This window comes from Salinimicrobium tongyeongense, from assembly GCF_026109735.1.
In the GTDB taxonomy this organism is placed as follows: Bacteria; Bacteroidota; Bacteroidia; order Flavobacteriales; family Flavobacteriaceae; genus Salinimicrobium; species Salinimicrobium tongyeongense.
Map to the genome: position 1 here is coordinate 1,507,233 of NZ_CP069620.1, position 26,162 is coordinate 1,533,394.

At 44.2% G+C, this 26,162-nt stretch carries 21 protein-coding genes and 3 tRNA genes; 12 read left to right on the forward strand and 12 right to left on the reverse strand.

Annotated features, from left to right (window positions below):
• Positions 1 to 122 precede the first annotated feature (122 nt).
• Genes JRG66_RS06680 through galB form a run of 3 tightly spaced genes read right to left on the reverse strand, consistent with a single transcriptional unit; the run spans position 123 to position 4,789 of the window.
• The gene (locus JRG66_RS06680) at positions 123 to 2,123 is read right to left on the reverse strand and encodes a glycoside hydrolase family 97 protein (protein ID WP_265165101.1); all 2,001 of its coding nucleotides are present in this window, start codon (positions 2,121 to 2,123) and stop codon (positions 123 to 125) included.
• Entirely contained in the window at positions 2,116 to 2,295 is a 180-nt protein-coding gene (locus tag JRG66_RS06685) for a hypothetical protein (protein ID WP_265165102.1), read from the reverse strand. The genes JRG66_RS06680 and JRG66_RS06685 overlap by 8 nt, the downstream gene beginning before the upstream one ends.
• A 25-nt stretch (positions 2,296 to 2,320) precedes the next feature.
• Positions 2,321 to 4,789, reverse strand: coding sequence for a beta-galactosidase GalB (galB, locus tag JRG66_RS06690; protein WP_265165103.1), 2,469 nt, complete (start codon positions 4,787 to 4,789; stop codon positions 2,321 to 2,323).
• Between the two features lie 317 nt (positions 4,790 to 5,106).
• Between galB and JRG66_RS06695 the strand changes: the two genes are divergently transcribed.
• The gene (locus tag JRG66_RS06695; RefSeq protein ID WP_265165104.1) at positions 5,107 to 7,404 is read left to right on the forward strand and encodes a tetratricopeptide repeat protein; all 2,298 of its coding nucleotides are present in this window, start codon (positions 5,107 to 5,109) and stop codon (positions 7,402 to 7,404) included.
• Positions 7,405 to 7,483: 79 nt separating this feature from the next.
• On the opposite strand, the gene JRG66_RS06700 is transcribed toward JRG66_RS06695, so the two are convergent.
• A tRNA-Arg gene (locus JRG66_RS06700) sits at positions 7,484 to 7,555 on the reverse strand.
• A gap of 121 nt (positions 7,556 to 7,676) precedes the next feature.
• On the opposite strand from JRG66_RS06700, the gene JRG66_RS06705 reads away from it, so the two are divergent.
• From JRG66_RS06705 to JRG66_RS06715, 3 genes are all read left to right on the forward strand, one after another.
• Positions 7,677 to 8,663 (forward strand): DUF1028 domain-containing protein, encoded by a 987-nt coding sequence (locus JRG66_RS06705; protein WP_265165105.1) that lies wholly within the window; start codon positions 7,677 to 7,679, stop codon positions 8,661 to 8,663.
• A 7-nt stretch (positions 8,664 to 8,670) separates the two neighbouring features.
• Positions 8,671 to 9,039, forward strand: coding sequence for a hypothetical protein (locus JRG66_RS06710; RefSeq protein ID WP_265165106.1), 369 nt, complete (start codon positions 8,671 to 8,673; stop codon positions 9,037 to 9,039).
• Between the two features lie 182 nt (positions 9,040 to 9,221).
• A complete protein-coding gene (locus JRG66_RS06715) occupies positions 9,222 to 9,746 on the forward strand; it encodes an HD domain-containing protein (protein ID WP_265165107.1) in 525 nt (174 codons plus the stop codon).
• A 97-nt stretch (positions 9,747 to 9,843) separates the two neighbouring features.
• Here the strand turns inward: JRG66_RS06715 and JRG66_RS06720 are convergent, their stop codons facing one another.
• Positions 9,844 to 11,400 carry a M20/M25/M40 family metallo-hydrolase gene (locus JRG66_RS06720; RefSeq protein ID WP_265165108.1) on the reverse strand — a complete coding sequence of 519 codons (1,557 nt, stop codon included), beginning with the start codon at positions 11,398 to 11,400 and terminating at the stop codon, positions 9,844 to 9,846.
• Positions 11,401 to 11,656: 256 nt separating this feature from the next.
• On the opposite strand from JRG66_RS06720, the gene proC reads away from it, so the two are divergent.
• Together proC and JRG66_RS06730 are read left to right on the forward strand one after the other, a co-directional pair.
• Entirely contained in the window at positions 11,657 to 12,463 is an 807-nt protein-coding gene (proC, locus tag JRG66_RS06725) for a pyrroline-5-carboxylate reductase (protein ID WP_265165109.1), read from the forward strand.
• A gap of 239 nt (positions 12,464 to 12,702) precedes the next feature.
• Positions 12,703 to 14,511 carry an AMP-dependent synthetase/ligase gene (locus JRG66_RS06730; RefSeq protein ID WP_265165111.1) on the forward strand — a complete coding sequence of 603 codons (1,809 nt, stop codon included), beginning with the start codon at positions 12,703 to 12,705 and terminating at the stop codon, positions 14,509 to 14,511.
• Positions 14,512 to 14,735: 224 nt separating this feature from the next.
• On the opposite strand, the gene JRG66_RS06735 is transcribed toward JRG66_RS06730, so the two are convergent.
• Positions 14,736 to 14,809 (reverse strand) — tRNA-Asn (locus JRG66_RS06735).
• A 46-nt stretch (positions 14,810 to 14,855) separates the two neighbouring features.
• A tRNA-Asn gene (locus JRG66_RS06740) sits at positions 14,856 to 14,929 on the reverse strand.
• A 161-nt stretch (positions 14,930 to 15,090) separates the two neighbouring features.
• On the opposite strand from JRG66_RS06740, the gene JRG66_RS06745 reads away from it, so the two are divergent.
• On the forward strand, positions 15,091 to 15,459 hold the full coding sequence (locus JRG66_RS06745) for a DMT family protein (protein ID WP_265165112.1): 369 nt from the start codon (positions 15,091 to 15,093) through the stop codon (positions 15,457 to 15,459).
• 24 nt (positions 15,460 to 15,483) lie between these two features.
• On the opposite strand, the gene JRG66_RS06750 is transcribed toward JRG66_RS06745, so the two are convergent.
• Entirely contained in the window at positions 15,484 to 16,944 is a 1,461-nt protein-coding gene (locus JRG66_RS06750) for a bifunctional metallophosphatase/5'-nucleotidase (RefSeq protein ID WP_265165113.1), read from the reverse strand.
• Positions 16,945 to 17,055: 111 nt separating this feature from the next.
• A complete protein-coding gene (gene rseP, locus JRG66_RS06755) occupies positions 17,056 to 18,423 on the reverse strand; it encodes an RIP metalloprotease RseP (RefSeq protein WP_265165114.1) in 1,368 nt (455 codons plus the stop codon).
• A 154-nt stretch (positions 18,424 to 18,577) separates the two neighbouring features.
• Here rseP and JRG66_RS06760 point away from each other — a divergent pair, with 154 nt between their 5' ends.
• The 4 genes from JRG66_RS06760 (at position 18,578) to JRG66_RS06775 (ending at position 21,850) form a co-directional block, all read left to right on the forward strand.
• Positions 18,578 to 19,264, forward strand: a complete 687-nt coding sequence (locus tag JRG66_RS06760) for an SCO family protein (protein ID WP_265165115.1) — start codon at positions 18,578 to 18,580, stop codon at positions 19,262 to 19,264.
• 96 nt (positions 19,265 to 19,360) lie between these two features.
• Positions 19,361 to 19,591: a FeoA family protein gene (locus JRG66_RS06765; protein ID WP_265165116.1), complete on the forward strand. Its 231-nt coding sequence runs from the start codon at positions 19,361 to 19,363 to the stop codon at positions 19,589 to 19,591.
• Between the two features lie 2 nt (positions 19,592 to 19,593).
• Positions 19,594 to 21,693, forward strand: a complete 2,100-nt coding sequence (feoB, locus tag JRG66_RS06770) for a ferrous iron transport protein B (protein WP_265165117.1) — start codon at positions 19,594 to 19,596, stop codon at positions 21,691 to 21,693.
• Positions 21,694 to 21,697: 4 nt separating this feature from the next.
• A complete protein-coding gene (locus JRG66_RS06775; protein WP_265165119.1) occupies positions 21,698 to 21,850 on the forward strand; it encodes a hypothetical protein in 153 nt (50 codons plus the stop codon).
• Here the strand turns inward: JRG66_RS06775 and JRG66_RS06780 are convergent.
• The 3 genes from JRG66_RS06780 to JRG66_RS06790 are packed head-to-tail and all read right to left on the reverse strand — an operon-like array spanning position 21,847 to position 23,766.
• On the reverse strand, positions 21,847 to 22,245 hold the full coding sequence (locus tag JRG66_RS06780) for a hypothetical protein (protein ID WP_265165121.1): 399 nt from the start codon (positions 22,243 to 22,245) through the stop codon (positions 21,847 to 21,849). The two genes, JRG66_RS06775 and JRG66_RS06780, sit on opposite strands and share 4 nt — an antisense overlap.
• Positions 22,246 to 22,285: 40 nt before the next feature.
• Positions 22,286 to 23,107, reverse strand: coding sequence for a ZIP family metal transporter (locus JRG66_RS06785; RefSeq protein ID WP_265165122.1), 822 nt, complete (start codon positions 23,105 to 23,107; stop codon positions 22,286 to 22,288).
• A complete protein-coding gene (locus JRG66_RS06790; RefSeq protein WP_265165123.1) occupies positions 23,107 to 23,766 on the reverse strand; it encodes a metal-dependent transcriptional regulator in 660 nt (219 codons plus the stop codon). The genes JRG66_RS06785 and JRG66_RS06790 overlap by 1 nt, the downstream gene beginning before the upstream one ends.
• A gap of 104 nt (positions 23,767 to 23,870) precedes the next feature.
• Here JRG66_RS06790 and JRG66_RS06795 point away from each other — a divergent pair, with 104 nt between their 5' ends.
• Positions 23,871 to 26,159, forward strand: a complete 2,289-nt coding sequence (locus tag JRG66_RS06795) for a TonB-dependent receptor (RefSeq protein ID WP_265165124.1) — start codon at positions 23,871 to 23,873, stop codon at positions 26,157 to 26,159.
• The last annotated feature ends 3 nt before the right edge of the window (positions 26,160 to 26,162 follow it).

Below are 26,162 nucleotides of genomic sequence, written 5' to 3' on the forward strand. Positions count from 1 at the left end.
TGATCGTGTAATGTTTTGTTAGATTATATTTACCTGAAGGGCCGCCTATCAATTTCATTTTATAAACTTCAGGATTAAATTGATAAAAGAAAAATTAATGTTTTGCTCTTCAGAAGGAAAAATCATAATTTTTTAAACCTAATCGCTGTACCCCCGCTCTCACCAAGGTGTAGCGTAAGTTTATCTTCTGCCGTCACCTGTTTTTTTCTTATCTCAACTTCCATGGGATTTTTCTGATATCCCGTTCCTTCGGCATCGGCGTAGATCTGGGCTTCATAAGTTGCCCCCTCATCTAAAAAGGAAAGATCAAGCTCTAAATCCCTTTCCTCTTCATTGGTAATACTGCCCAGGTACCAGTCATCACTGTTAATATCCTTTCGAACAAGAGTGATATATTTTCCCACCTCCCCATTTAACACCTTTGTGTCTTCCCAGTTTACAGGCACATCAAGCAGGAACTGGAAAGCGGGTTTATCAACATAGTTCTCGGGCAGGTCGGCGAACATTTGAACCGGAGAGAAAACCGTTACCAGTAAAGCCAATTGTTTAGCCGTTGTGGAATGCACATTTCTTCCGGGGTAACCCTGACTAATCTCCACATCAAAAATTCCGGCGGTGAAATCCATAGGCCCCGACAAAAAGCGGGTAAACGGAAGGATCACGGTATGGTTTGGAGGGTTTCCTTCACTCCAGGCGTTATACTCAATTCCGCGGGCGCCCTCACGAGCCATCATGTTGGGGTACGTTCGCCGTTCTCCTGTATCTTTAATGGGCTCATGGAAGAAAACAGTAAGCTTGTGTTCAGCCGCTTTTTTAAGGATGTTCCTGAAATAATTGACGCCAAACTGCCCGTGATGCCACTCTTTCATGTTGAGTTTAGAACCTACGTGACCAATTTTCACAGTTTTGACCCCCACTTTGTTGTAAAGGGCAAAAGCACTGTCAACCTGTTTCAGATAATTGTCGATATTGGAACCGGTTTCATGGTACCCCACAATTTGCACCGCATTTTTGGCAGCATAGGTGGTTACTTCTTCCAGGTCAAAATCATCTGTAGATTGTGTGAACTCAAACTGGTGCATGTGGTTCTCATACCACTGCGGGGTCCAGCCTTTGTTCCAGCCTTCAATAAGCAAATGGTCTACTCCCAGCTTTTTTGCATAATCGATATGTTCTTTGGCATTTTTGGTAGATGCGCCATGATCTGGACCTTCCCAAAAAGTGTATTTTCCAATATGCATCCCCCACCAGATTCCAATATATTTATACGGCTCAATCCAGCTGGTATCTTCAATTTTATTAGGTTCATTAAGGTTGAGGATGAGGTAGGAAGTGATGAGATCTTTAGGTGCTTCGGCAATTTGTAAGGTTCTCCATGGCGTGGTAAAAGCAGCTTTGGTACGTACTTTCACCCCGTCGGCCCAGGGCACAAGATCAATCTTAAGTTTTGTACTTTCTTTGGGATAGAGCGTATAACTGGCAAAATTTGTAAGGTTAGCCTCATGGAAACTTAAGGCCAGCCCGCTGTCACTCTCAACCGTAAGCGGAGTGTGTACCGTATCAAGAGAACTTACCGGTGAAGCTTCATAAAGGTTTTCGTAACGCTGCTCATGGTAAGCGGGAATCCACCAGGCCTTGCCGTCTTCTTTAAGATTGAAGCTGGTAAGTTCATCCATTATAAAAATACTGTCCTTAATTCCCTGTTCTGGAAAAATGTATCTGAATGCTATTCCGTCATCAAAAGCCCGGAACTGCAGCTGCAATTTTCTATGCTTTCCGTTTTTTTCCTGAAGGTTCACTAACATCTCATTAAAGTGGTTCCTAATCTCCTGCTTCTCACCCCAAACCTGATTCCAGGTTTCATCAAAAGATGCCCGCTCTACACCAGTGATCTCAAAATTCCTGCTCAGGGAATCATTATTTCTGAAGACAAAGCCCATTTCTGAAGGACTTATTACCTCCTGGTCGCCATGAAAAACGGAATACCTTGGCCTCTCATTTTCAAGTTCGAAGAAAATCTTGTTCTGCCCTCCCGGAGAACTGAGTTCATGGTTGATTTCCTGTTGATTACAGCTCATTAAGCTGAAAAGAACTGCCGGAATTACACTTAATTTACTAATCATGATTCTTATTGTTCAAAGCCCCAGATATATAGCGGGCTGTCATTGGATTTACCTTTTTAACACACGGCCTATTGAGAATGCCAACTTCCTGAATATTTTCCTTAGCACCAAAACTTTCAGGAAATGCCAAAAGCAGGGAAAATTCAACCTTATTTAACCAGCATTTCTTCATTTTTATGGTTTAGGAGATTCAATTTCTATTCTAAATTTATGGTGGTGGTAGCTTTCTGAAGACCATTTGCAGTAGCGGTCACTTCTACCGGCCCGGCTTCTTTCCCGGCACGGATAACCACCAGGACTTTTCCATTCAAAGCTGAATGTGAAGTTCCTTTAAAAGATTCATGGCTCGTAGGGTCTCCGCTGGCAACTGCTTCTATTTTTCCACCGCCTGTGACCTCAAAATGAACAACATTATTTGCTCGGGGTGCTATAATCCCGTTTTCATCTGTGATATTTACGGTAATAAATGACAGGTCCTGCCCGTCGGCTTTAATGCTGCTTCGGTCGGGCTGAATAGTCAATTTTGCAGGCTCTCCGGCAGTTCTTACTTCCTTTTCAAGAACAACCTTTCCGTCTTTTTTGGAAACAGCTCGTAAAATGCCCTTTTTGAAAGGAAAGCGCCACATCACATGCAGGTCATCCCCCTGCTTTTTCTTTGTGCCCATTGTTTCTCCGTTCAGGAAGAGCTCAACCTCATCGGCCTTGTTGTAATAGGCCCAGACATCCACAATTTGCCCTTCTTCCCAGTTCCAATGCGGTAGTATATGTAAAACAGGCTCATTGGTCCATTCACTTTTGTACATGTAGTAAGTATCCTTCGGAAAACCTGCGAGATCTACAATTCCGAAGTAAGAACTTCTTGAAGGCCAGCCGTATGGCGTTGGCTCTCCAAGATAATCAAACCCGGTCCAGATGTAAAACCCTGATAGAAACTCGTGTTTTTTGATAATTTTCCAGGTAGTTTCATGAGTAGAGCCCCAGGGTGTTCTCACCTGGTCAAAAGCTGAAATCGTATGATCTGGGTTTCCACCATCAAAAGGAATATCCCAGCGCACCGGCCAGATCTTTGTAGTATCCGAAGGAAATTCGTAAAATCCTCGTGTAGCCAGCGCAGAAGTAGTTTCGGTGGCTATAAAAGGGGGTTGGGGAAAGTTTACCTGGTGCTTTGGCCAGGTTTGGTGGGCGTAATTATACCCAATGAGATCTAAAGCTCCGGACCCCGCTAGGGCATTAGGCTGTTGTGGCTCATCAAACTGTAAAGTTACATCGTCTTCATTGGTGTGTACTGGCGGATTCATTCCGGCGGTAACTGGGCGGGTAGGATCAAATTCTTTGGTGATCCTGGCCAGTTCCCTTCCTATTTCGGCACCTCGCTCACTCCACTGCTCTGGCACCTCATTGCCAATACTCCAGATAAAAATACTCGGATGGTTGCGGTCGCGAAGAAGCATGTCTTTCACATCCCGCTCGTGCCATTCATCCCAAAAATTGCTGTAATCGTTTGCAGTTTTGGCATTTTCCCACATGTCAAAAGATTCGGCCATCACAATAAAACCCATTTCATCTGTTAGTTCCAGAAGTTCGGGTGCAGGCGGATTATGGGCGGTTCTAATTCCGTTTACGCCCATTTCCTTCATGATCTCCAGCTGTCGCTCTATGGCCCTCTTATTCACTGCGGCACCTAAAGGCCCAAGATCATGATGGTTGTTCACCCCTTTGATCTTCAGCTGTTCCCCATTCAGAATAAAACCTTTTTCAAGATCGAATGTAAAATCCCTGATCCCAAACTTAGTGGTGTATTCATCGACAACTTCCCCGCCAACCTTTATTCTTGTTACTACGGAATATAGCTGCGGATCTTCTGTAGACCACAACTGAGGTTGTAAAACCTTAATTTGCTGAGTTACTTCGGAAGTATCCTGCGCCTGAATTTCAAATTCTGATGCAACCAAATTCACCTGCTGATCCCTGTAAATCAAAGAGGTCTCTAAAATGCCATTTTTGACACTCCTGTATTGGTTTACAAGCCTTGCCTCAACCTGAATTAAAGCACTGTCTCTGGATACTTGTGGCGTAGTAACAAAAGTTCCCCATAGAGGCACATGCAGCTTATCGGTTTTGGTGAGCCAAACATTTCGATAAATCCCGGAACCTGAATACCAGCGGGAATTTGGTTGATGAGCATTATTGACCTTTACCAGAATTTCATTCGGCTCATTTCCATAGTGGAGAAAAAGGGTGAGATCATATTGGAACCCAATATAGCCGTTGGGCCTGTTCCCTAAATATTTCCCGTTGATCCAGACTTTGCTGTCCTGGTAAACGCCGTCAAAAGTTACGGCAGTTAGTCTGGTACTGTCTTTTGCAGCAAGGCTAAATTTTTTTTTGTACCAGCCAAGACCTCCGGGTAAAGCACCGCCTCCCACCCCTGCAGGGTGTTTGGGGCTGAATTCTCCTTCAATACTCCAATCGTGCGGCACATTTAGAGTTCTCCATTGAGCTCCTGAAGAAGCCATTTTTGAGGAATCACCAAGAAAGAACTGCCAGTCTTCATTGAAGGAAATCTTTCTTGGTGCGTGAGAAACTTCAGAAGAAGATTTTTTACAGGAATAAAAAAAGCTGGAAAGGAGAATTAGTGCAGATAAAATATAGCTTTTCTGAAGCATGTATTTGAAAGGAATAATTAAACCCATCGCCGACCAATTACTGTAAGTCACTACACCTAAGCCTAAGGATATGAATATCAACCGATACCAGAGAGACGGCTTTGAGAAGAGACGGCTTTGAGAGAATTAAATGTAAGATTTATAAGCTTATTATGAAAATATTAACGTCTTTAATTTTTATGATAAAGAGAAAGTGTAAGAATGGATGACAGTAAGTCGTAATATAATAAAGCCTTTAGGTTTTGATTTAACGTCCTTAAGAAATTTCCTCCATAAAAATTCTACTTATTACATTTGTAATATTTTATTATTCACCCGTGAGTATTTACTTCTTTTCCCCTCCTCCAGGTTTGCGACCTTATTTTTTTTGTAAAAAAAATAAAAATGTAGAGAGACTAATTACTTCAGCTGTAGTTTTAAGTTCTCTTCTTTGCCTCTTCCTTTTAACTGGTTGTAAAACTGATAAAGAAAATGAATATGTAAATATCACAGAAACCGAGCAGCAAAAAGAAGGCTTTGTGGGATCCAAAACATGCATGAAATGTCATCAACAGGAGTACAATCATTGGAAAAATTCTCATCACGATCTTGCCATGACAATCGCAGATTCCACAACTGTACTTGGAAACTTCAACAATACTTTTTATGAACATAAAAATGTGCTTACGAAATTTTTTAAGAAAGGAGAAAAATACTATGTGAATACAGAGGGACCAGATGGTCAATATCACGACTACGAGGTAATTTATACATTTGGAGTTTACCCACTCCAGCAATATCTGGTAGCGTTTCCTCAGGGTGAATTCCAGGCACTACTAACAGCCTGGGATTCTGAAAAACAGCAGTGGTTTTCCCTTGAACAGGAGTTAGAGGTTCAACATGAAGATTGGTTGAAGTGGACGGGAGGTTCAATGCGTTGGAATACCATGTGTGCCGACTGTCATTCCACCAATCTCGAAAAAAATTTCGATCCAGCATCCCGTGAGTATCATACAACCTTTAGTGAAATCAATGTAAGTTGTGAAGCCTGTCATGGCCCGGGAAAAGCGCACACCTCTTATTACCAGCAAAACAGTCCCATAGACTCTCCACCAGAATTTTATATGGCAAACGGTATGAGCTCTAATGAAATTGTGGAAAAATGTGCCCGTTGCCATTCAAGAAGAAGCCAAATAACTGAAAAATTTGATTATAAGGGGCACTTTTTAGATCATTACAACCCTGAATTATTAGTCTATCCAACCTATGAAATGGATGGACAAATAAAGGATGAAGACTACGTCTACGGATCGTTTATTCAGAGTAAGATGTATCAGGCAGGGGTTTCCTGCCTTAATTGCCATAATACTCACACAACTGAAACATTCAAATCTGGAAATAAATTATGTCTCAAATGTCATCAAAGCAGTTATGATGAGCCTTCCCATCACATGCATCAAGAAGGAACAGAAGCTACTCTATGTATTAATTGCCATATGACAGGAAAAATTTATATGGGTAATGACTTTAGAAGAGATCACAGTTTTAGAATTCCGCGGCCAGATCAAAGTGTATTATACGGAACTCCTAATGCCTGCAACACATGTCATCAGGAAAAATCGGCGCAATGGGCAAGCGACAAAATAACAGAAAACTTTGGTGAGGAACGCAAATCACATTTTTCAGACTTATTAATTCCGGGACAATTAGGGGATGTAAGTGCTCTTGAGCAACTAATAATCGCTAAAGAACAACCAGATATTGTGAGGGCTACGGCTGTTCGACTTTTATCAGCATATGATTTGTCTCCTCAACAGATAACTTTACTAAAGAATGCTGGGCAGGATCTATCTCCTTTGGTTAGAAATGAAGTAGTAAAAGCCCTTTCTCAATACAAAAGACCTGAGCTAAATCAATATATAGCTTCTCTGCTACAGGATAATACACGTCTTGTTCGTATTAATGCAGCTAGGTTTTTTATCATGAACAATATTCCGGTCATGGACAAATTGGCATATAAAAAAGCACAGAAAGAATACTTTGAGTATTTAAAAATAAATGCCGATTTTCCTACAGGTCAGCATGAGCTGGGCCTATTCTATCAAGCAGCAGGCAATCATGAAAAGGCTATTAAGGCTTATCAGAGAGCTCTTGAAATAGATAGCTACAACAATCGGTCAAGAATGAATATGGCTTATCTCCAGTACCAGATGGGAAATATAGCCATTGCTGAAAGCTTGTATAAAAACGTCACAGAACAGGAACCTCAATTTGCAGAAGCATATTACATGCTAGGACTACTATATAATGAAACCGGCAAACAAAAGCAGGCCGGCAGATTTCTTTCTATGGCTTGTGGGCTTGAAGTTCCGTTTGCTCGTGCATGTTACAATTACGCGTTACTCCTGCAACAGAACGGAGATTATAAAAATTCAATTGAAGTTCTTGATAAAGCTCTCAAACATTTCCCCAATCAGGAAAACCTCCTTTACGTGCGTTTAATAGCTGAATTAAAATTGCAAGAAGAAGAGAGAGCTCTTAAGACTGTAGAAGCATTAATACAAATTGCACCCCAAAAGGCAAACTACATCCAAATTAAAAAAGAATTAATGGGAAAAGCTGAAACAACATTATAAGAATACAATTATACCTTTATATCATTTATAACCAAAAAACCCCAAAAGCAGAGTTCTTTCAGGGTTTTCTTATCTCAAGTAGCCTCGCCAAGAATCGAACTTGGATCTAAAGTTTAGGAAACTTCTATTCTATCCATTGAACTACGAGGCCTTGCGGCCGCAAATTTAAAAACTTCCTTTTAGTTATAGGGCATAATCCATAATTTTTTAGCCCTCTCACCAGCACAAATTGCATAAAGGAATATTTCTTACTTTTAAAAAAATTTTTATTCATGAAGATTCTCTCTTTTCTCGCTGTATTTTGCTGTACAGCCGTCTTCTCCCAGTCGGGCAATCCCGAAATCATGAAAGATGCCTTTGCACATACCTATTCTATAGTGGCAAGAGATGCAGAGACAGGCGAGATGGCCGTGGGTGTACAGAGCCACTGGTTTTCTGTGGGCTCAATTGTTTCCTGGGGAAAATCGGGCGTAGGCGTGGTGGCAACACAATCATTCGTCAATCCTGCTTATGGCCCGCAGGGACTGGAGCTTATGGAACAGGGAAAAAATCCTTCCGAAGCCCTGGGGATCCTGCTTGCTCAGGATGAAGGAAAAGAATACCGGCAGGTGGCCTTTTTGGATACTTCAGGGAATACTGCCGCCCACACCGGCGAAAATTGCGTAGAAGCCGCAGACCATATTAGTGGCGAAAATTATTCGGTACAGGCTAATATGATGCTCAATGCCACAATAGTGCCTGCCATGCAAAAAGCTTTTCTGGAGAACGCAAAATTGCCGCTTGCCGAAAGGGTGTTAAAGGTTCTGCAGGCTGCCGAGGCTGCAGGGGGAGATCTCCGCGGCAGCCAGTCGGCCGCAATTATTGTTGTGGGCCCCGAAAAAGTGAAAAATCCCTGGGAAGAAAAAAAGATCGACCTGCGGGTAGACGATCATGAGCAACCGCTGGCAGAACTGGAACGCCTTCTAAAAGTTGCCCGGGCTTATGAATTTATGAACCGTGGCGACCTGGCTATGGAAGAAAATAATATTGAAAAAGCACTTGAAGAATACGGCAATGCCATGAAACTTTTCCCAGAAAACCTCGAAATGCAATACTGGACCGCCGTTGCCCTTGCCAACAGCGGAAGAATGGACGAGGCAAAGCCCATTTTTGAAGCCATATTTAAAGAAGATGAAAACTGGAAGGAAATGACCCGCAGGTTACCCTCTGCCGGCCTTTTAAACATTCCGCCACAAGAACTGCTAAACCTTATAAAATAAGATGAAAATGAAAAATCTAAAACTCAACTATCTCACCATAGCCCTGGGATTGCTCCTAATGTCTTCATGTAAGGATGAAAAGGCTGCAACCCAATCTAGCCCGCAGCAAACCGCCGAAACCAGTGCGCAGGCAGCAGGTAGTGAGCAAGTAAAGGTGAATCCGGCCCATGGGCTTCCGGGCCACAGGTGTGATCTTCCGGTGGGTGCGCCTTTAACAGCCAATTCTGCCGGCAGCACCAGCCCAGCAGCTGCCAGCCCGGCACCCTCGTCATCGGTATCGCCAATAAGGGTAGACCAAACGCCGCAGGTAAATCCTCCCCACGGGGAGCCGGGCCACGATTGTTCCATCCCGGTAGGGGCACCGCTGCAAAAATAAGGTCAAAAATGGCATTTTTTGACACTCATAAAACGAGTGAAAAAATGTCCATTTTCAAAACCTTCAGCATTACTTTCTTTATTCAGAAAAAGAAGGCTGAAATCTGTTTTCTGAATTTTAAAGTAACTGAAGCTGAAACGATCGCTTTTTCTTCGGAAAAATTCATATTTTAAGAATAAAAAATGGAAGAAGAAGCTTTGGAATTTGCAACTAAAGCTCACGGGCAGCAGCAACGGAAATATTCAGAAGAAGCTTATATAGAACACCCGAAGCGGGTGGCAAAAATCGTGAAAAGCGTACCACATTCCGCAGAAATGATTTGCGCGGCATACCTACATGATGTTGTGGAAGATACTGCGGTAAGCATTGAAGAAATCAGGGAGAAATTCGGAATAAAAGTGGCCGCTCTGGTTGAAGAACTTACCGATGAGTACATGAAGGTGAATTACCCTCACCTCAACCGAAGGGCGCGCAAAGACCGCGAAGTGCAGCGCCAGGCCAACATAAGCAGAGAGGCTAAAACCATAAAATTAGCCGATGTTATTGACAACACTCCTGATATTGTGAGAAATGACCCGGGTTTTGGCCGCAAATACCTTCAGGAAATGGAAAAACTCACAAAAGTGCTTGTTGGCGGCGATGCAATTCTCTTTGAAAGAGCCAGAAAAGAGGTGGCTGAAGGGAAAAAGACACTAGGCCTTAAATAAAAAAAGCTGCAGAAAATCCCATTTTTGACACTTCAGGTCGAAAGGTTTTCTGCAGCTCAAATCGGGTCTTGTTTTTGTCGCCCGATCTTACTTTTTCTTATTCCACTCCGCCGCGACGGTTAGGAGAACGCGGTTCTGGCCAGGTTTGCTGCTCCCCGGTGCGGGTGTCTACAGGCAGTTTAATTTGTTCTCTGGAGGCCTTTTCATCGTCTTCACTCGCCATGTAAGTAAGTACTGCAGTAAGAATGACATTGTTTCTCACATCGTCAAAAACGATCTTGTCGTAGGTATCGCGATTGGTATGCCAGGTGTAGTTCCAGTAAGACCAGTCTAAAGCTGTAAGGTTAAAGGCCGGGGCTCCTGCTGCCAGGAAGGAAGCATAGTCTGAACCACCACGGCCGGGTCTTCCGGGGAAAGTAGTCTCTATATGATCGGCAACCGTATCGGGCACTTTTGAAAGCCAGTCTTCAACATAATCATAAGCGTGTAAGAATCCGTTACCCGAAATACGCACTACTCTTCCGGTACCGTTATCCTGGTTGAATACTGCCTGAATATTATCGACGATCTCGGGATGATCTTCTACAAATGCACGGGAACCGTTGAGCCCCTGCTCTTCGCTGCCCCAAAGCCCTATGATAATTGTTCTCTTCGGGTTTGGGTAATGCTCCTTAAGTATACGGGCGGCTTCCATCATTACGATAGTTCCGGTTCCGTTATCGGTGGCACCGGTAGCGCCATCCCATGAATCAAAATGCGCCGAAAGCACCACGTATTCTTCTGGTAATTCGGTTCCTTTAATAGTAGCAATGGTGTTGAAAGTTGGTACCATACCCAGGTCTTTAGACTGCGCAGTGACTCTAATCTTTGGTTTGCTCCCGCTTTCTGCCAGCCTGTAAAGCATTCCGTAATCTTCTAAAGAAAGGTCGAGCGTTGGCACCTTTTTAGTGTAAGCACCAAAAACCTTGTTTACGCCAAAACCTTCAGACCAGTTTGAGGTAACCACCCCAACAGCACCGGCCTTTTCCAGTACAGCAGGCAAGGTGCGGGAGGTATAGCCCATAGCACGGAATTTATCCCTCCAGGCTTCAGACTGCTCACTGCGTTCGCGTTTCATCTTTTCCAAAGAAGCTTCGGTGGCATATTCTTCCCAGTTATAATCGGGTCTCCCGGTTGGTTCCTGCATAGAAATGAGAACAAATTTACCTTTTACCTGTGGCAGCCAGTTTTGAAAAGCCATAGAATCGGCCACTGTTTCGGGCAAAGTAATTACCTCGGCGGTAACAGGTTTTTTCCCGGTAGAAGGGCTCCACGCGAGCTGCCTTCCCTCAAGGGTTTGCAGCCGTGGCTCCACCATATCAATATGGGTTATACCGCGTTCCCAGCCACGCCATTCCCCCCACTTCTGCTTTTCGGCAGGGATGCCCCAGCTTTCAAATTTCTTAACGGCCCAGTTATGGGCATTGTTCATTTGTGGTGTGCCCACCAGGCGGGGCCCAATACTGTCAAGCAACTGGTGCGCCAGTTCTTCAAGCCTGGAATTCTGCTCGGCTTCCTTTACAATATTTTGTATAACTTCATCTTTGGTTTGTGCAAAGCTGAATTGTGCCGATAAAAGCAGGCACAGGCTCAATAGTCCCGAAAGTTTTTTCATGCGTGTAGTTAAATTTTAGATCAGTTTGAGCCAAATATATCAATAAAAAGCAGGATTTTCTCTTCGGAAGTTTTCCTGCTACTGACGGATTTTCAGGTTTTTGACGATATGTCGGTTACTCCGCAAATATTTTAACACTTCCAAAAGCCTGTATATAAGCCACATAAAGCATGACAGACAAAGAATTTCAGAATTAATTTTATTTACGGACGGTACTGTACAGTCTTTGCACAAATTCTACAAAATATTAGAAGTAATGAAAGTTTTAGTTATTGGAGCAGGAAATATGGGCCTTACTTATGCAGAAGGCATGGCCTCATCAACTTTTTTAAACAGGCGTAAACTCATGATCTACGACGTGTCGCCAGACAAAATTGTTTTGCTGAAAGACATGGGGATCTTTGACGTTCACGAGCAACTGGAAGATGCTTTACCCGAGGCCGATCTAATTTTTATTGCTGTAAAACCTTACCACAGCGAAGAACTCTTTCAAAAGATGAAGCCCATGATGCACAAGGAGCAAATTGCGGTTTCCCTTATGGCAGGAGTCACCATAGGCACCATACAGAGTGGCCTGGGAATCAAAAAGGTAGTGCGGGCAATGCCTAACCTTCCTGCCCAGGTAGGTAAAGGAGTCACCTCTTATACCGAATCTAAAGAAGTTTCCAGGGTAGAGTTGCTAATGGTGAGAAACCTCCTGGATACTACCGGCGAATCTATTCACGTGAAGAACCAGAACTTCATTGATGCCTCTACCGGAATTTCGGGAAGCGGGCCGGCTTATGTATTCTATTTTATGAACTCGATGCTCGAAGCAGCCTTAAAAATGGGCTTTTCGGAGAACGATTCCAGAGTGCTGGTAAGCCAGACCTTCGAAGGTGCGGTAGAACTGTTCAACCAAAACGACCTGTCCCCCACTTTATGGATGGATCGCGTGGCCTCAAAAGGGGGTACTACCCGTGCGGCACTCGACTCGATGGATGACAATAATGTAAAAGAACTCATCAAGGAAGCCGCCTATGCCGCTTTTGACAGGGCTGTAGAACTGGGAGAAGAAAGTTAATTTGATTCAAAATTCAAGGTGCTTACTTTGAATTTTCTAATAGACCTGGCACCTCCATACGGGCTGCCAGGTTTTTTATTTTGATCAATCCTGAAGGCATAAAAACTGCTTCGGAAAACATTTGTGGTTGCCACTTCATCTTTTTATCTTATTTATATAATACTTTTGCGCTTCTTCTGCGGAATGATTTCAGGACAAATCTTAAGCTGTCCTCCCCGGAAGATAATTAGTGATTTCAGATGACACCACACATAAAAAAATCAGCAGCACCAAAACGCCTTTTTGACTGCCTCAGCTTTCAGCTTGAACATTTTCCGTTACCCGACATGCTTGCCGCTAAAGAAAACGGAACATGGAGAAAATACAGCACCGCCGAGGTAGGGGAAAAAATTGAGCAGATAAGTGCTTCCCTCTTAAAAATGGGATTTTCGGGAGGTGACGGCAGTACAGAAGGAAGGGATAAAATTGGCATTATTAGCCAGAACTGCCCCGAGTGGATGATGGCCGATATGGCAATTCAGCAAACCGGCGCGGTATCGGTACCGGTATACCCCAACATTACCAACCAGGAACTACAATTTATTCTTACCGATGCCAATGTAAAAATGATCTTTGTAGGAGACGCTGCGCTCTACCAAAAAATCGTTGAAATACGTGAAGAGCTGCCGGATCTAGAACATATCTATTCTTTCAAACCAGTTGCGGGCATACCGCAGCTTACCAACCTGATGATTCCCCTGAGCCCAGAGTTAAAGCTGCAGGTTAAGGTGAGCAAAAATGCCGTTAAAGAGACCGATCTTGCTAGCATACTTTATACTTCGGGCACCACTGGGACCCCAAAAGGCGTGATGCTCTCACACCGTAACATTGTTAGCAACGCCCTTGGTGCCGCCAATGTTATCCAGGAGGTAGGCGTAAACGGCAAAAAAACCCTGAGCTTCCTTCCGCTCAACCACGCATTTGAAAGAATGGCTACCTACTGCCTGTTTTGCAGTGGTGCCGCTGTTTATTATGCCGAAAGCCTTGAAAAAATTTCAGAAAACCTCAAAGAAGTAAAACCCACGCTTTTCACCACAGTTCCGCGGCTGCTTGAGAAGGTCTATGAAGGCATACTTGCAAAGGGCAACGAACTCACCGGATTAAAAAGAAGACTTTTTTTCTGGGCCCTGAATTTGGCAGAACGATTCGAGATCAATCAACCAAAAAGCCTGGGCTACAAATTACAACTTGCAGTAGCCAATAAGCTCATCTTTAGCAAATGGCGCGAAGCCCTTGGCGGTGAGGTCAAATCTATAATCACAGGTGCGGCGGCATGCCAGGTGCGCCTCTTAAAGATCTTCACTGCCGCTAACATTGTGGTACAGGAAGGTTATGGTTTAACTGAAGCCTCTCCCATTATTAGTGGAAACCGCTATAATGAACAGAACAGGATGTTTGGTACCGTAGGGCCGCTTTTAAAAGGCGTTGAGGTCAAAATTGCCGAAGACGGGGAAATTTTGTGTAAGGGCCCAAATGTGATGATGGGCTACTACAAACGGCCCGATCTTACTGAAGAAGTCATGGAAGGAGAATGGCTGCGCACGGGCGACATAGGAACATTTATTGATGGAAAATTCCTGAAGATCACAGACCGCAAAAAAGAACTGATTAAAACCAGCGGCGGAAAATTTGTAGCACCCCAGCCTATTGAAAACAAGATGGTAGAAAGCCCATGGATTGAGCAGATCATGGTGGTGGGAGAGCTACAGAAGTTTGTGGGCGCCCTGGTGGTGCCGGCATTTGAAGCGCTTAAAAAATGGTACCTGGAACAGGACAAACCCTATCCCGGTAATGATAAGGTTCTTGAAGACCGGCACGCAAAGGAGTTGATTAGTGCTTCTGTTATTCATTTTAACCAGCATTTTAATCCGGTGGAACAAATCAAGAAGTTCCGGTTGATCCCTAATGCCTGGACGATTGAAGGAGGAGAGTTAACCCCCACCCTTAAGCTGAAGCGCAAAATGATCATCGAAAAGTACCAGGAATTTATTAAGTCTATATACAATTAGGTACGTTTAATTTCCAATCAAACCTAACAGGTCTTAGAGACCTGTTAGGTTTTAAAAAAACTTATAATACGCGATTTTAGAAGATTTACCTTTCCATACGGATCTTCAAATTTGAGGTGGAGCCAATGTAAAACCGGCCCAAAAACCTGGAGTAAAGCACGTAAACCTGGTAACCCATAGAAAATCAAAAAGCCCCACATCAAAAAATGTGGGGCTTTGTTTTGCTCCTCCTCTTGGGCTCGAACCAAGGACCCTCTGATTAACAGTCAGATGCTCTAACCAACTGAGCTAAGGAGGAATTTCAGTATGTCCAGAGTTTTTGAAAAGCTTTCTGCTGCTTTTTGCTCCTCCTCTTGGGCTCGAACCAAGGACCCTCTGATTAACAGTCAGATGCTCTAACCAACTGAGCTAAGGAGGACTGTCGCAAGCATTTTTGCGGTTGCAAATATAATTTAAAAAATCTATTTCCCTAAACAAAGCACAAAAAAAAATGAGAAGGCAACAGAGATTTTTTTCAGCTGTTAAATTAAAGATATTACTTTCCTTTTTGAATAATTTTGACGCTGCTAAACTTTAAATATGAAATCTCTTACTACCATCCTGTTACTGGTTTTGTCAAACGCTTTTATGACCCTTGCCTGGTACGGGCATTTAAAGTTTGGCGAATGGAAAGGCATAGCAAAATGGGGGCTTTTTGGGCTCATCGTGATTAGCTGGGGCATAGCTTTTTTTGAATATTGCTTCCAGGTACCGGCAAACCGTATTGGCTTCAGCGGTACAGGCGGCCCTTTCTCCCTGGTTCAGCTAAAAGTGCTGCAGGAGGTCATTACCCTTGTGGTTTTTGTGGTTTTTTCGGTTATTTTTTTCAAAAATGAAACCTTCAGCAGCAATCACCTTATAGGCTTCATTTTTCTCGTTCTTGCCGTGTATTTCATTTTTAAAGGCTAGTCAAAAATGCCATTTTTGACACCTCTAGATTCCGCGGTTACAACCAGCATAGTTGATCTCAGACTGGTACTGCTTCAGGTAATCGATTAGGTATTCCGCAGTAGTCTTTTCATAAGTACTGGCGGGCTGCTGAAAATCTTCCTGGTACACGTTAGACAAATAGTCATTCATGGCCACGCTAATTTCCGAAGCATCAGGTAACAGGCTGCCATCGGGGGCGACAAGCTCCAGCCTTCCATCCCTTAATTCCATCGCTATTCCTGAATACGCCAAAGAAGGGGCGTAAGGTGCATTGAGGAAAGCTTCGAGCTGCTCAACGGTCATTTTAAAGGAATCGAGGCCGTTTTGAAAAGGATCTATGGTGTACAGGTCAAAAGGCGTTATACTCCCAAAATCAAGACTGGCCCTTACTCCGCCATAATTCTGAAAAACCACATCGGCACCGGTAATTGCCCGCAGGGCATCGGTATAGAAACAGGCAGTTTCGGCACGGTTGTGATCCTGTAAAGATGTACCCAATTCTTCAAAGAATTCGGGGCGGTTATTGTATTCAGCGATCAATGCTTCGATGGCGGCATCGGTTTCAGTCTGCTTATTAAGCTCAATAAGTTCGTATTCATAAGAGATCAGCTCGCCATTTTCTACGCTAAGGCTCAATTTTGTGAGCAGTTCAAGGTCTGAACCCGATTGCACCATATACCGCCCCTTCACCTGCTCATTGTACACCGAGTGGTTATGGCCACCCACCACCAGGTCAACAAAATCGTGCTGTTGTAAGATCATCCTGTCGCCGTCTTTCCCGTAGTGGGTAAGCGCCACCACAAGATCGGCAGCCATTACTTCAGAATCATTGCGGTACTTTTGCATGGCCTCTACGCCTTCAGTAAATTCGAGGCCTTTTAACTTCTTCGGATGAGACAGGGGTTTATTATTGGCCGAAGAAGTCTCAACCACACTTATAAAGGCGATCTCAAAACCATCTTTTTCAATGATCACTTTTCCCTGCGGAAGCGTAAAACCCGAATCGCTGCTTTCAATATTGGCACACAGGAAAGGAAAACCGGCCTCGAGCATTCTCTCTTGAAGCACTTCCTGCCCGTAATCAAACTCATGGTTGCCCAGGGCGGTGACATCCATACCGGCCTTGCCCATAAGGTCTATAATGGGAAAGCCTTTTTTGGGGTGGTAATCTACCACAGGGTTTCCTGAAAAAATATCACCTCCCGAAACAAAGAACACCTGCGATTCTGTTTCTTTTTCTTTATCGATGATGGCTTTTATCCTTCCGAAGTTCTGGATCTTGCCGTGAGGATCATTGATGGTGTAGATCACGATGCTTTCGGCTTTAGGTGCTGCTTCAGGCGGAACAGGTTTTTCTGAATTTGCAGCATCATCTGAAGAGCAGGAAAGCACCACAAAAATACCTGCCAAAAATGCCATTTTCCGAAGGTATTCCGAAGCAAAAGAAAGAGAAGGAGTTTTCATAAAAGATATAATTGAAGAAGCTGCCTTAAAAACCTGCCGACCGCTTTCGCATTACTGCGCGAGGGTCATAAGATTTTGGAGACAGCCTCTCATAAAAATTGTAAACTAAATTTATTCGAACAACCAGCGGTAGATGTCGTTTCCGTTGGCAAACAGTACCAGCGCAATCAAGATAACAAATCCCACAAGTTGTGCGTATTCCATGAATTTCTCGTTAGGTTTTCTCCCGGTGACCATTTCGTACATCAGGAAAACCACGTGGCCGCCATCTAGTGCCGGGATGGGTAAAATGTTCATGAATGCCAGGATGATTGAAATAAAGGCTGTGGTCATCCAGAAGGCCTGCCAGTTCCAGGCATCGGGGAACAGGCCGCCAATAGCGCCAAAACCTCCCACCTGGGTGGCTCCTTTTTTGGTGAACACGTACTTGAACTGGGCCACATAATCGTGCAGCGTCCAGTAGGCAAGGTCAAAACCTTTTGAAATACTTTCGGTAAATGAATAATGTTCCCTGCTCACCTCGATTGAAGTGCCGGGTGCGACCCCAATTTTCCCTTCCTCATCGGGCGTAACAGCTATTTCCTGCTGCCGCCCGTCTATTGTTCCAGCTGTTTGGCCATCTACCTCCATGCTTGCATAGTCACCGTTGCGGCTGTAAACAAGCCTTAGCTCCCTGCCTTTGCTGGCTTCAATCTGCCGGGTCACTTCGTGCCAGTAACCTACTTCAAAATCGTTGATGGCAATTATCCTGTCGCCTTTTTTGAGTCCGGCTTTATCTGCAGGGCTACCTGCAATTACGGTATCGAGCACCGGGATGGTCATGGGCACGAAGGGCTGCATCACTCCCTGCTCAAACATTAGTGAGCCTACATCTTCGGGGACAGCAATGGTTTCTTCCTGCCCGTTTTGATGCAGCACGGTAATATTCTGCACATCTCTAAGGAAGAGATACTTGTTGATGTCAATACTGTTTTTAAGGTCTTCCCCGTTTACCTGAAGCACGCGGTCTCCATCCCGAAACCCGTATTCTTTAAAAGTATCGTCTACAGCGAAGCCGTTGGGCATATCTTCGGGCGCAATATACGGGCTTCCCCAGGTGAACACCACCATCATATAAATGAAGAATCCCAGTACAATGTTTACGGTAACCCCACCCACCATAACAATGAGGCGCTGCCACGCAGGTTTACTTCGGAATTCCCAGGGCTTTGGCGGCTGGGCCATTTGCTCCTTGTCCATGCTCTCATCTATCATGCCGGCGATCTTCACATAACCTCCCAGCGGAAGCCAGCCGATACCATACACTGTATCGCCGATTTTCTTCTTTAAAAGGGCAAATTTGACATCAAAGAACAGGAAGAATTTCTCAACTTTTATCCCGAACATTTTCGCCGGTATAAAATGCCCCAGCTCATGTAGAATGATAAGCAGCGATAAACTGAGTATTAATTGAAGTGCTTTTATAAAAAAAGGATCCATATTTTCTGGCAAAATTAAAATCGCACAAAAGTAACCTTTTAAAGGTTCTCACAAAAGTTTAAAGTTCAGGTGGTTTAGCAGGAGTTCATTTTAGGAGGCTTAGGTTTCAAAAATGCCATTTTAGAATCGTATTTTTGTGCCTCAAATTGATGCTATGCTTGGCTTTTTTGCGAAATACAAATTCTTTGCCATCTTCCTGTTTGTGCTATCGGCAATAATCATCACCATCATTTATAACATCCTGAAACCTACCGAAAGATTGCCGGTTTACCAGCCCAGCATGGTGAATAACGAACTTGTAGATTCTACCATGCAGGAAGTGCGAAAATACCATACTATTGCTGATTTTGAGTTGTACAACCAAAACGGGGACACCATTACCCAGGATTTTTACAAAGACAAGATATACATAGCCGATTTCTTCTTTACTACCTGCCAAACCATTTGTCCTATCATGACAGACCATATGCTGCAGGTCCAGGAAAAGCTGAAAAATGATAAAGACGTGCTTCTTCTTTCACATACAGTGATCCCCAATTACGACAGTGTGCCGGTGCTTAGAAAATACGCCGATGAAAAAGGCGTGATAGATGAAAAATGGAACCTCGTAACCGGAGACAAAAAAGAAATCTACGACCTGGCAAGAAAATCTTACCTGGCAGCAAAAAGCAGTGGTGACGGCGGCCCGTTTGATATGATTCACACCGAAAATTTTGTGCTGGTAGATAAAGAAAAAAGGATTAGAGGCTTTTATGACGGCACAAATCCCGGTGCGATAGAAGACCTTATACACGACATTGAAGTGCTGAAAAATGAGTATAGCCAAGCCAATTCTGATTAGGAAACGGACAATTAAAAATTCTTTTGTGGTTGCAAGTTTTTCTAATATTAGATTTTGCCTTATTTTTGCCTTGTTTAAAATCAATCTAAATAAACTTTGATCACGACTATTGCCGATCTTAAGCGTGGCCAGCGAGGCATCATCAAGGAAATTTCAGCCGAATTAATTCCGCTAAAACTTCTGGAAATGGGATGTCTCCCGGGAAATGAAGTGCTCCTGGTACAAACGGCCCCGTTTCGGGATCCGCTTTATCTCAATATCAACGGCAGTCACCTGGCGATACGTAAAGAAACCGCCATGCACATCGAAATAGAAATTCTTCCGTAGTCATGGCCAAACAATTGAATGTTGCGTTAATTGGCAATCCCAACACCGGGAAAACTTCAGTATTTAATCAGCTTACGGGTTTAAACCAGCAGGTGGGAAATTACCCCGGCATCACCGTAGAGAAAAAAGAGGGAATATGTAAACTTTCACGAGGTGTTAAGGCGCATATACTTGACCTTCCGGGAACATACAGTCTCAACGCTTCTTCGGTTGACGAGAACGTGGTGATCGAGCTGCTGCTCAACAAAAATGACAAAGATTACCCCGATGTTGCTGTGGTGGTTAGCGATGTGGAGAATTTAAAGAGGAATTTGCTGCTCTTTACGCAGATCAAAGATCTGGAGATCCCCACCATTTTGGTCATCAATATGGCCGACAGGATGAAGCGCAAAGGAATTTCCCTTGACATTCCCCTGCTTGAAAAAGAATTAAAGACCAAAGTTGTTCTTGTAAGTGCAAGAAAACGCACCGGCATTGATGAGCTGAAAGAGCTTATCATGAACTACCGGAATATTTCTACAGAACCTTGTCTAAATGCCTCCAGGATGGATCCTGAGTATTTTGACAGGTTGCAAAATACCTTCCCAAACCAGTCGCTGTACAAGCTTTGGCTGGTGATCACCCAGGATGTCAACTTTGGAAATGTAAACCGGAACAGCGCGCCTTTAAGAGAAGATTTTGTCACCAAAGACGAAAGCACGCTTAAACGGATGCAACAGAAGGAAACCATTTTGCGTTATCAGTTTATCAACAACGTCCTGAAAACGGCAATGACCATTGATGTTAACGCTGCCAGAGGAATGCGTGCAAAAATGGACAGGGTCTTAACTCACAAGGTGTGGGGCTATGTGATTTTCTTTGCCATTCTTTTACTCATCTTCCAGGCTATTTACGACTGGTCCAGCTACCCAATGGATTTCATTGATGCCACTTTCGCAAAGCTGAGTGAAGTAACAAGAACTGCTATGCCCCCGGGACCATTCACCAACCTTATAGCCGAAGGAATTATTCCCGGCCTTGGCGGTATCGTCATATTCATTCCCCAGATCGCATTTTTGTTTTTATTCATTTCCATTCTGGAAGAAAGCGGCTATATGAGCAGGGTGGTATTTCTTATGGACAGGAGCATGCGCCGCTTTGGACTTAGCGGAAAAAGTGTGGTGCCACTGGTTTCGGGAACTGCCTGTGCTATTCCCGCTGTTATGGCCTCCCGAAATATTGAGGATTGGAAAGAACGGCTCATCACCATACTTGTAGTGCCTTTTACTACCTGTTCGGCCCGGCTTCCGGTGTACCTCATCATTATTGCACTGGTTATTCCCGATGAAACATTTATGGGATTCAACCTTCAGGGTTTGACGCTCATGCTGCTGTACCTGCTTGGTTTCGGGATGGCCATAGGATCGGCCTGGGTGTTGCACAAGCTCCTCAAGATAAAAAGCAAATCCTATTTTGTCATAGAAATGCCTAACTACAAGTTGCCCTTGTTAAAGAACGTGGGGATCAATGTGGTGGAAAAAACTAAAGCTTTTGTATTAGGTGCCGGAAAGATCATTCTTGCAATTTCTATTATCCTTTGGGTACTCGCCAGTTACGGCCCCGGAGATAATTTCAGTAATGCAAGGGAGATTGTGGAAACCAAATACAGTGAAACTTATCTACCCGAAGAAGAAATTGACGATTTGGTTGCCTCTTATAAACTTCAGCATTCATATATAGGGAACATTGGAAAAGCGATTGAACCCGCGGTTGCTCCTTTGGGCTATGACTGGAAAATTGGAATAGCTATTGTGAGCTCTTTTGCGGCAAGGGAGGTTTTTGTGGGAACCCTCGCGACCATCTACAGCGTTGGGAGCGATGAAGAGGAAACCATCAAATCAAGAATGGCATCAGAGACCAACCACATTCTGGGAGGCCCGCTGTTTACCTTTGCCAGCGGCATAAGCCTGTTGTTATTTTACGCCTTTGCCATGCAATGTATGAGTACCCTGGCCATTGTAAAAAGGGAAACCAACACCTGGAAATGGCCTGTGTTACAACTGGTATCCATGACCGTGATCGCTTACGTTGCCGCGCTGCTGGCCTTTCAACTTTTAAAATAAGACTATGGAATTACTTCAGGAAATACTCGTCTTTATCACCTTTACAATCGCCGTGGGCTACATGTTCACAAAATTTGTATACAAACCGAAATTCCTGTATGGCGGAAGGAAAAAAACCGATAAAGCCTGTGGCACCGGCTGTAAAAGCTGCCACTAAATCGGCTCTGGGAGAGTCAGGGCCATACTAAGGCAGTAGGCTTCGGGGGCTATCCCGGTGGCAGTTTCAGGATAAGGACTCAGCTGAAGTACATGTATCTCCAGATCTCCAATTAAGGTTAGCACTAGCCTCTTGCCCATTATAACAACTTCCCTTTCGTAGTATTGTCCATTTTCGCTGATTCCCAGTAAGATCTTTGCTTCTCCCGGCCAGATGCAGGTCACCTGTTCAGGGCAGCGGGAATCTGAAGTTACTCCTAAAAATTCTACTGAAAATTCTTCCAGTTCTAATTGCTGGCCCGGCAAAAGGCCGGCTTCGGTTGTTCTAATTTGCGCCTGGCTAGATCCTACACTTAAAAAGCAGGTAAGACAAAACCACATAATTTTTCCTCTCATACACTAAAGACGATTGGAAAATGCCAGTGTTGCATGCAGGTTAACCTAAACCAACGTCAAGTGTCATCATCACCATGAAGCCGCCTATAAATCCGAGAGTTGCAATATCGGTGTATTTATCCTGTTGAGATTCGGGTATAACTTCTTCCACCACTACAAAGATCATGGCACCAGCAGCAAAACACAGCGCATAGGGCAAAATGGGTTCAAAGGTCAATACGGCCCAGGCACCAAGTACAGCCGCCACCGGCTCTACAATGGCCGAAAGCTGGCCGTAGTTCCAGCTTTTCCAGCGGCTCATACCCTGCCCTCTTAAGGGTGTGGCAACGGCAAAACCTTCCGGAAAGTTCTGCAATCCAATTCCCACTGCCAGAGCTACCGCACCCCCTATACTGGCTCCTTCAAGACCCATGGCAGCACCACCAAACAACACGCCTATAGCAAGACCTTCGGGGATGTTGTGCAGCGTGATTGCGAGGGTAAGCAGCACCGATTTATGCCAGGGCGTCTTTACCCCTTCCTTATCGGCCATTCTAAAGTTAACGTGCAGGTGCGGCAGCACCCTGTCCATTCCAAAGATAAAAAGAGCACCCAGGCCGAAACCCACTACGGCCGGCACAACTTTTTGAAAGCCTTCGCCTTCACTCATTTCAATTCCCGGTGCCAGCAGGCTCCAGAAACTTGCCGCTACCATCACGCCGCCGGTAAAGCCTAGCATACCATCAAAGAGGGCGCGATTCATCGTCTTAAAGAAGAATACAAAAGAGGCCCCCAGCGCAGTAAGCCCCCAGGTAAATAAGGTGGCCAGAAACGCAGCCATTACCGGATCTAAAGTTTCAAAATATGCAATAATTTCATTCATTATTCCACGGGTTTTACAAATAAATTGTTTGAAATGCTCTTGGACACATGCAGGCCTTCATCGTTGATCTTAATGAACAGGGACTCATCATATGCTTCCCGGTGTACCACTGAGACCAATTTTCCAAGAGCAATGTTATTTTTATCCAGGTATTGCAGGAATTCGGTAGAGGAATCCTTTACACCTACACATATCCCCGATTCTCCTTCCTCAAGGTCTGCCAACAGCACTTTATTCGAAATCCTGAAGTTGCCTTCAGCATCGGGAATGGGATCTCCATGCGGGTCTCTCTTTGGGTATTCCAGAAATTTATCGAGTTCGTGAGTGAGTTTTTCAGATTTTATGTGTTCAAGCTGTTCGGCGATATCGTGCACCTCATCCCAGCTGAAGTTTAGCTTCTCTACCAGAAAAACTTCCCACAGGCGGTGCTTTCTAATCACTTCCACGGCTGCCTTGTGACCCTTGTCGCTAAGCTGCACTCCCTGATACTTTCGGTATTTCACCAGTTTCTTCTCAGCAAGTTTCTTCAGCATATCGGTGACCGAAGATGCCTTGGTCTCCATTTCTTCTGCAAGGGCATTGGTACTTACCCCAGTCGAGTAAATTTTTTCCAGGTGAAAAATGGCTTTTAAATAATTCTCTTCAGAAAGACTGAACATAAAGCGATATTTTTTCGAGTATCAAAACTACATTTTTTATTCATCATAAACAATTTTTAGCCTTATCTAAAAATTGTTTATAGATTTGCGAAAACCCCTTTTTAATGAAAACTTTTATTTCATTCATGATTTTCCTGGCAGGCTGGAATATTTACAGTCAGACTGCCGAGATCTCGGGACGTGTCACCCATAAAGGAGAGCCTGTACCCCTGGTTAATGTCTATCTTGAAAACTCTGTAATTGGCAGTACCACCAACAACAAGGGGGAATTTGTAATTAAAGCTCCCCTGGGTCACCACGAGATTATCTTACAGGCCATAGGTTTTAAAAGCATCAAAGAACATCTTGATGTGCTCAATTCTGAACCTCAAATGTTGGATTTTTCCCTGCAGGAAGATGTCACCGGCCTCGACCAGGTAGTGATCTCTGCCAGCCGCAGCGGGCAGCTTAGACATACTGCACCCGTCATCGTCTCTGTAACTTCTGAAAAAGAATTTAAGGCCACCCAGGCTATCAGCCTTGGTGACGGACTCACTTTTCAGCCGGGTCTAAGAATGGAGACCAATTGCCAGAACTGCGGTTTTTCACAGGTGCGAATGAACGGCCTTGACGGGGCATATTCGCAGATCCTCATTGACAGCCGCCCGGTCTTTAGTGCGCTTAACGGCGTTTACGGCCTCGAACAAATCCCGGCCAATGCAATTGAAAGAATTGAAGTGGTGCGCGGCGGAGGCTCGGCGCTTTACGGCTCAAATGCCATTGCCGGCACCATAAATATAATCACTAAAGTTCCTGCGGAAAACTACTACGAAATTGCCGGAAACCTGGCGGCCATTAACGGCGAAGCCGGTGACAGGGCTGTTACCATGAATACTACCGTTCTTTCCGAAAATTACAGGGCCGGACTCAATGCCTACGGAATGTTTAGAAACCGAAATCCTTATGACCACAATGATGACGGCTTTACCGAACTTACTGCCGTCGAGAATAAAACCTTCGGATTTAAGTCATTTTACAAACCTAATGACCACAGCCAGTTAAGTCTTGATTTTCATACCATTCACGAATTCCGGCGCGGTGGGAACAATTTGCACCTTCAGCCTTTTGAAGCCGATATTACCGAGCAGATTACAAGTAACGTGTTTGGAGGAGGGCTTACTTATGAAGGCTCCTCCAAAAACAGGGATATTAAATATTCTGTTTACGCCACTGCCCAGCTTTCCAAAAATGACAATTTCTATGGTGGCCAGGGAAAAACTTATGAAGAAAGCCTGCGGGGCTACGGCAACTCCATAGACAACACTTACCTGCTGGGTACACAATTTTCCCTTGATCAGGAAAATTTTCTTGGTGCCCCTGCCACCTTTACGGCAGGAACCGAATTTAAGAACAACCTAATGAGAGACCGCAAGCCCGGCTACAATGCGCATATCGACCAAAACCTGAACATTCTTGGGATCTACGCACAACAGGAATGGCAGGCAACCAGCAAACTTAAAATCTTGGGCGGCCTGCGAGCCGATTTCCACAATGCAGCCGAAGAAAATGTGGTGTTAAACCCACGAATAAATTTATTGTTTTCTGAAAGTGAACATTTGCAATTCAGGGCCAGCTATGCCAAAGGTTTTAGGGCGCCTCAGGTTTTTACTGAAGACATTCACGCCAGGATCGCTGCAGGAGAGGTGAGCCTGGTTACCTTCGCCGATGATCTTCAGTCAGAGGCCTCACACAGTTTTCTGGCTTCCGCAGAATGGAACCAAACCACCTTAGATGATAATTACAGGCTCACGCTCGAAGCTTTTTACACCCGGCTGCAAAACCCTTTTATCCTGGAGCGCATTTCTGAAACCACTTTCGAAAAAAGCAACGGCGAAGGGGCCAATGTTTACGGACTAAATCTTGATGTGGTTGTGGCTCCAAATGAAGACTGGATCCTGCAAATGGGAGGCACGTTTCAAAGATCCAAATACGATTATCCTGTCCGGTTTAGTGATGATCCTTCTGCACCTCTCAAAAATGCCAGAAATTTCTTTAAATCTCCTGATCTCTACGGAAATTTCATTCTTACGTATGCACCCGCAAAGCAGTGGCAAAACAATATTTCAGGCGTTTACACCGGCAGTATGTACGTGCCTCACCTGGCAGGTTATATCGCAAATGACCGCCTTGAAAAAACTGAAGGCTTTATTGAAATCAATCTTAAAACAGCTTACCTCTTCGAAATTTCCGAAGAATTTCAGCTTGAAGTAAATGCAGGGCTTCAGAACATATTTAATGAGTACCAGCAGGATTTTGACCAGGGCATTGAGCAAGATGCAAATTACGTCTACGGCCCCACCCGCCCCAGAACGATTTTTGTAGGATTAAAAATAGGGAACACGCTGCTTCAGTAAGTA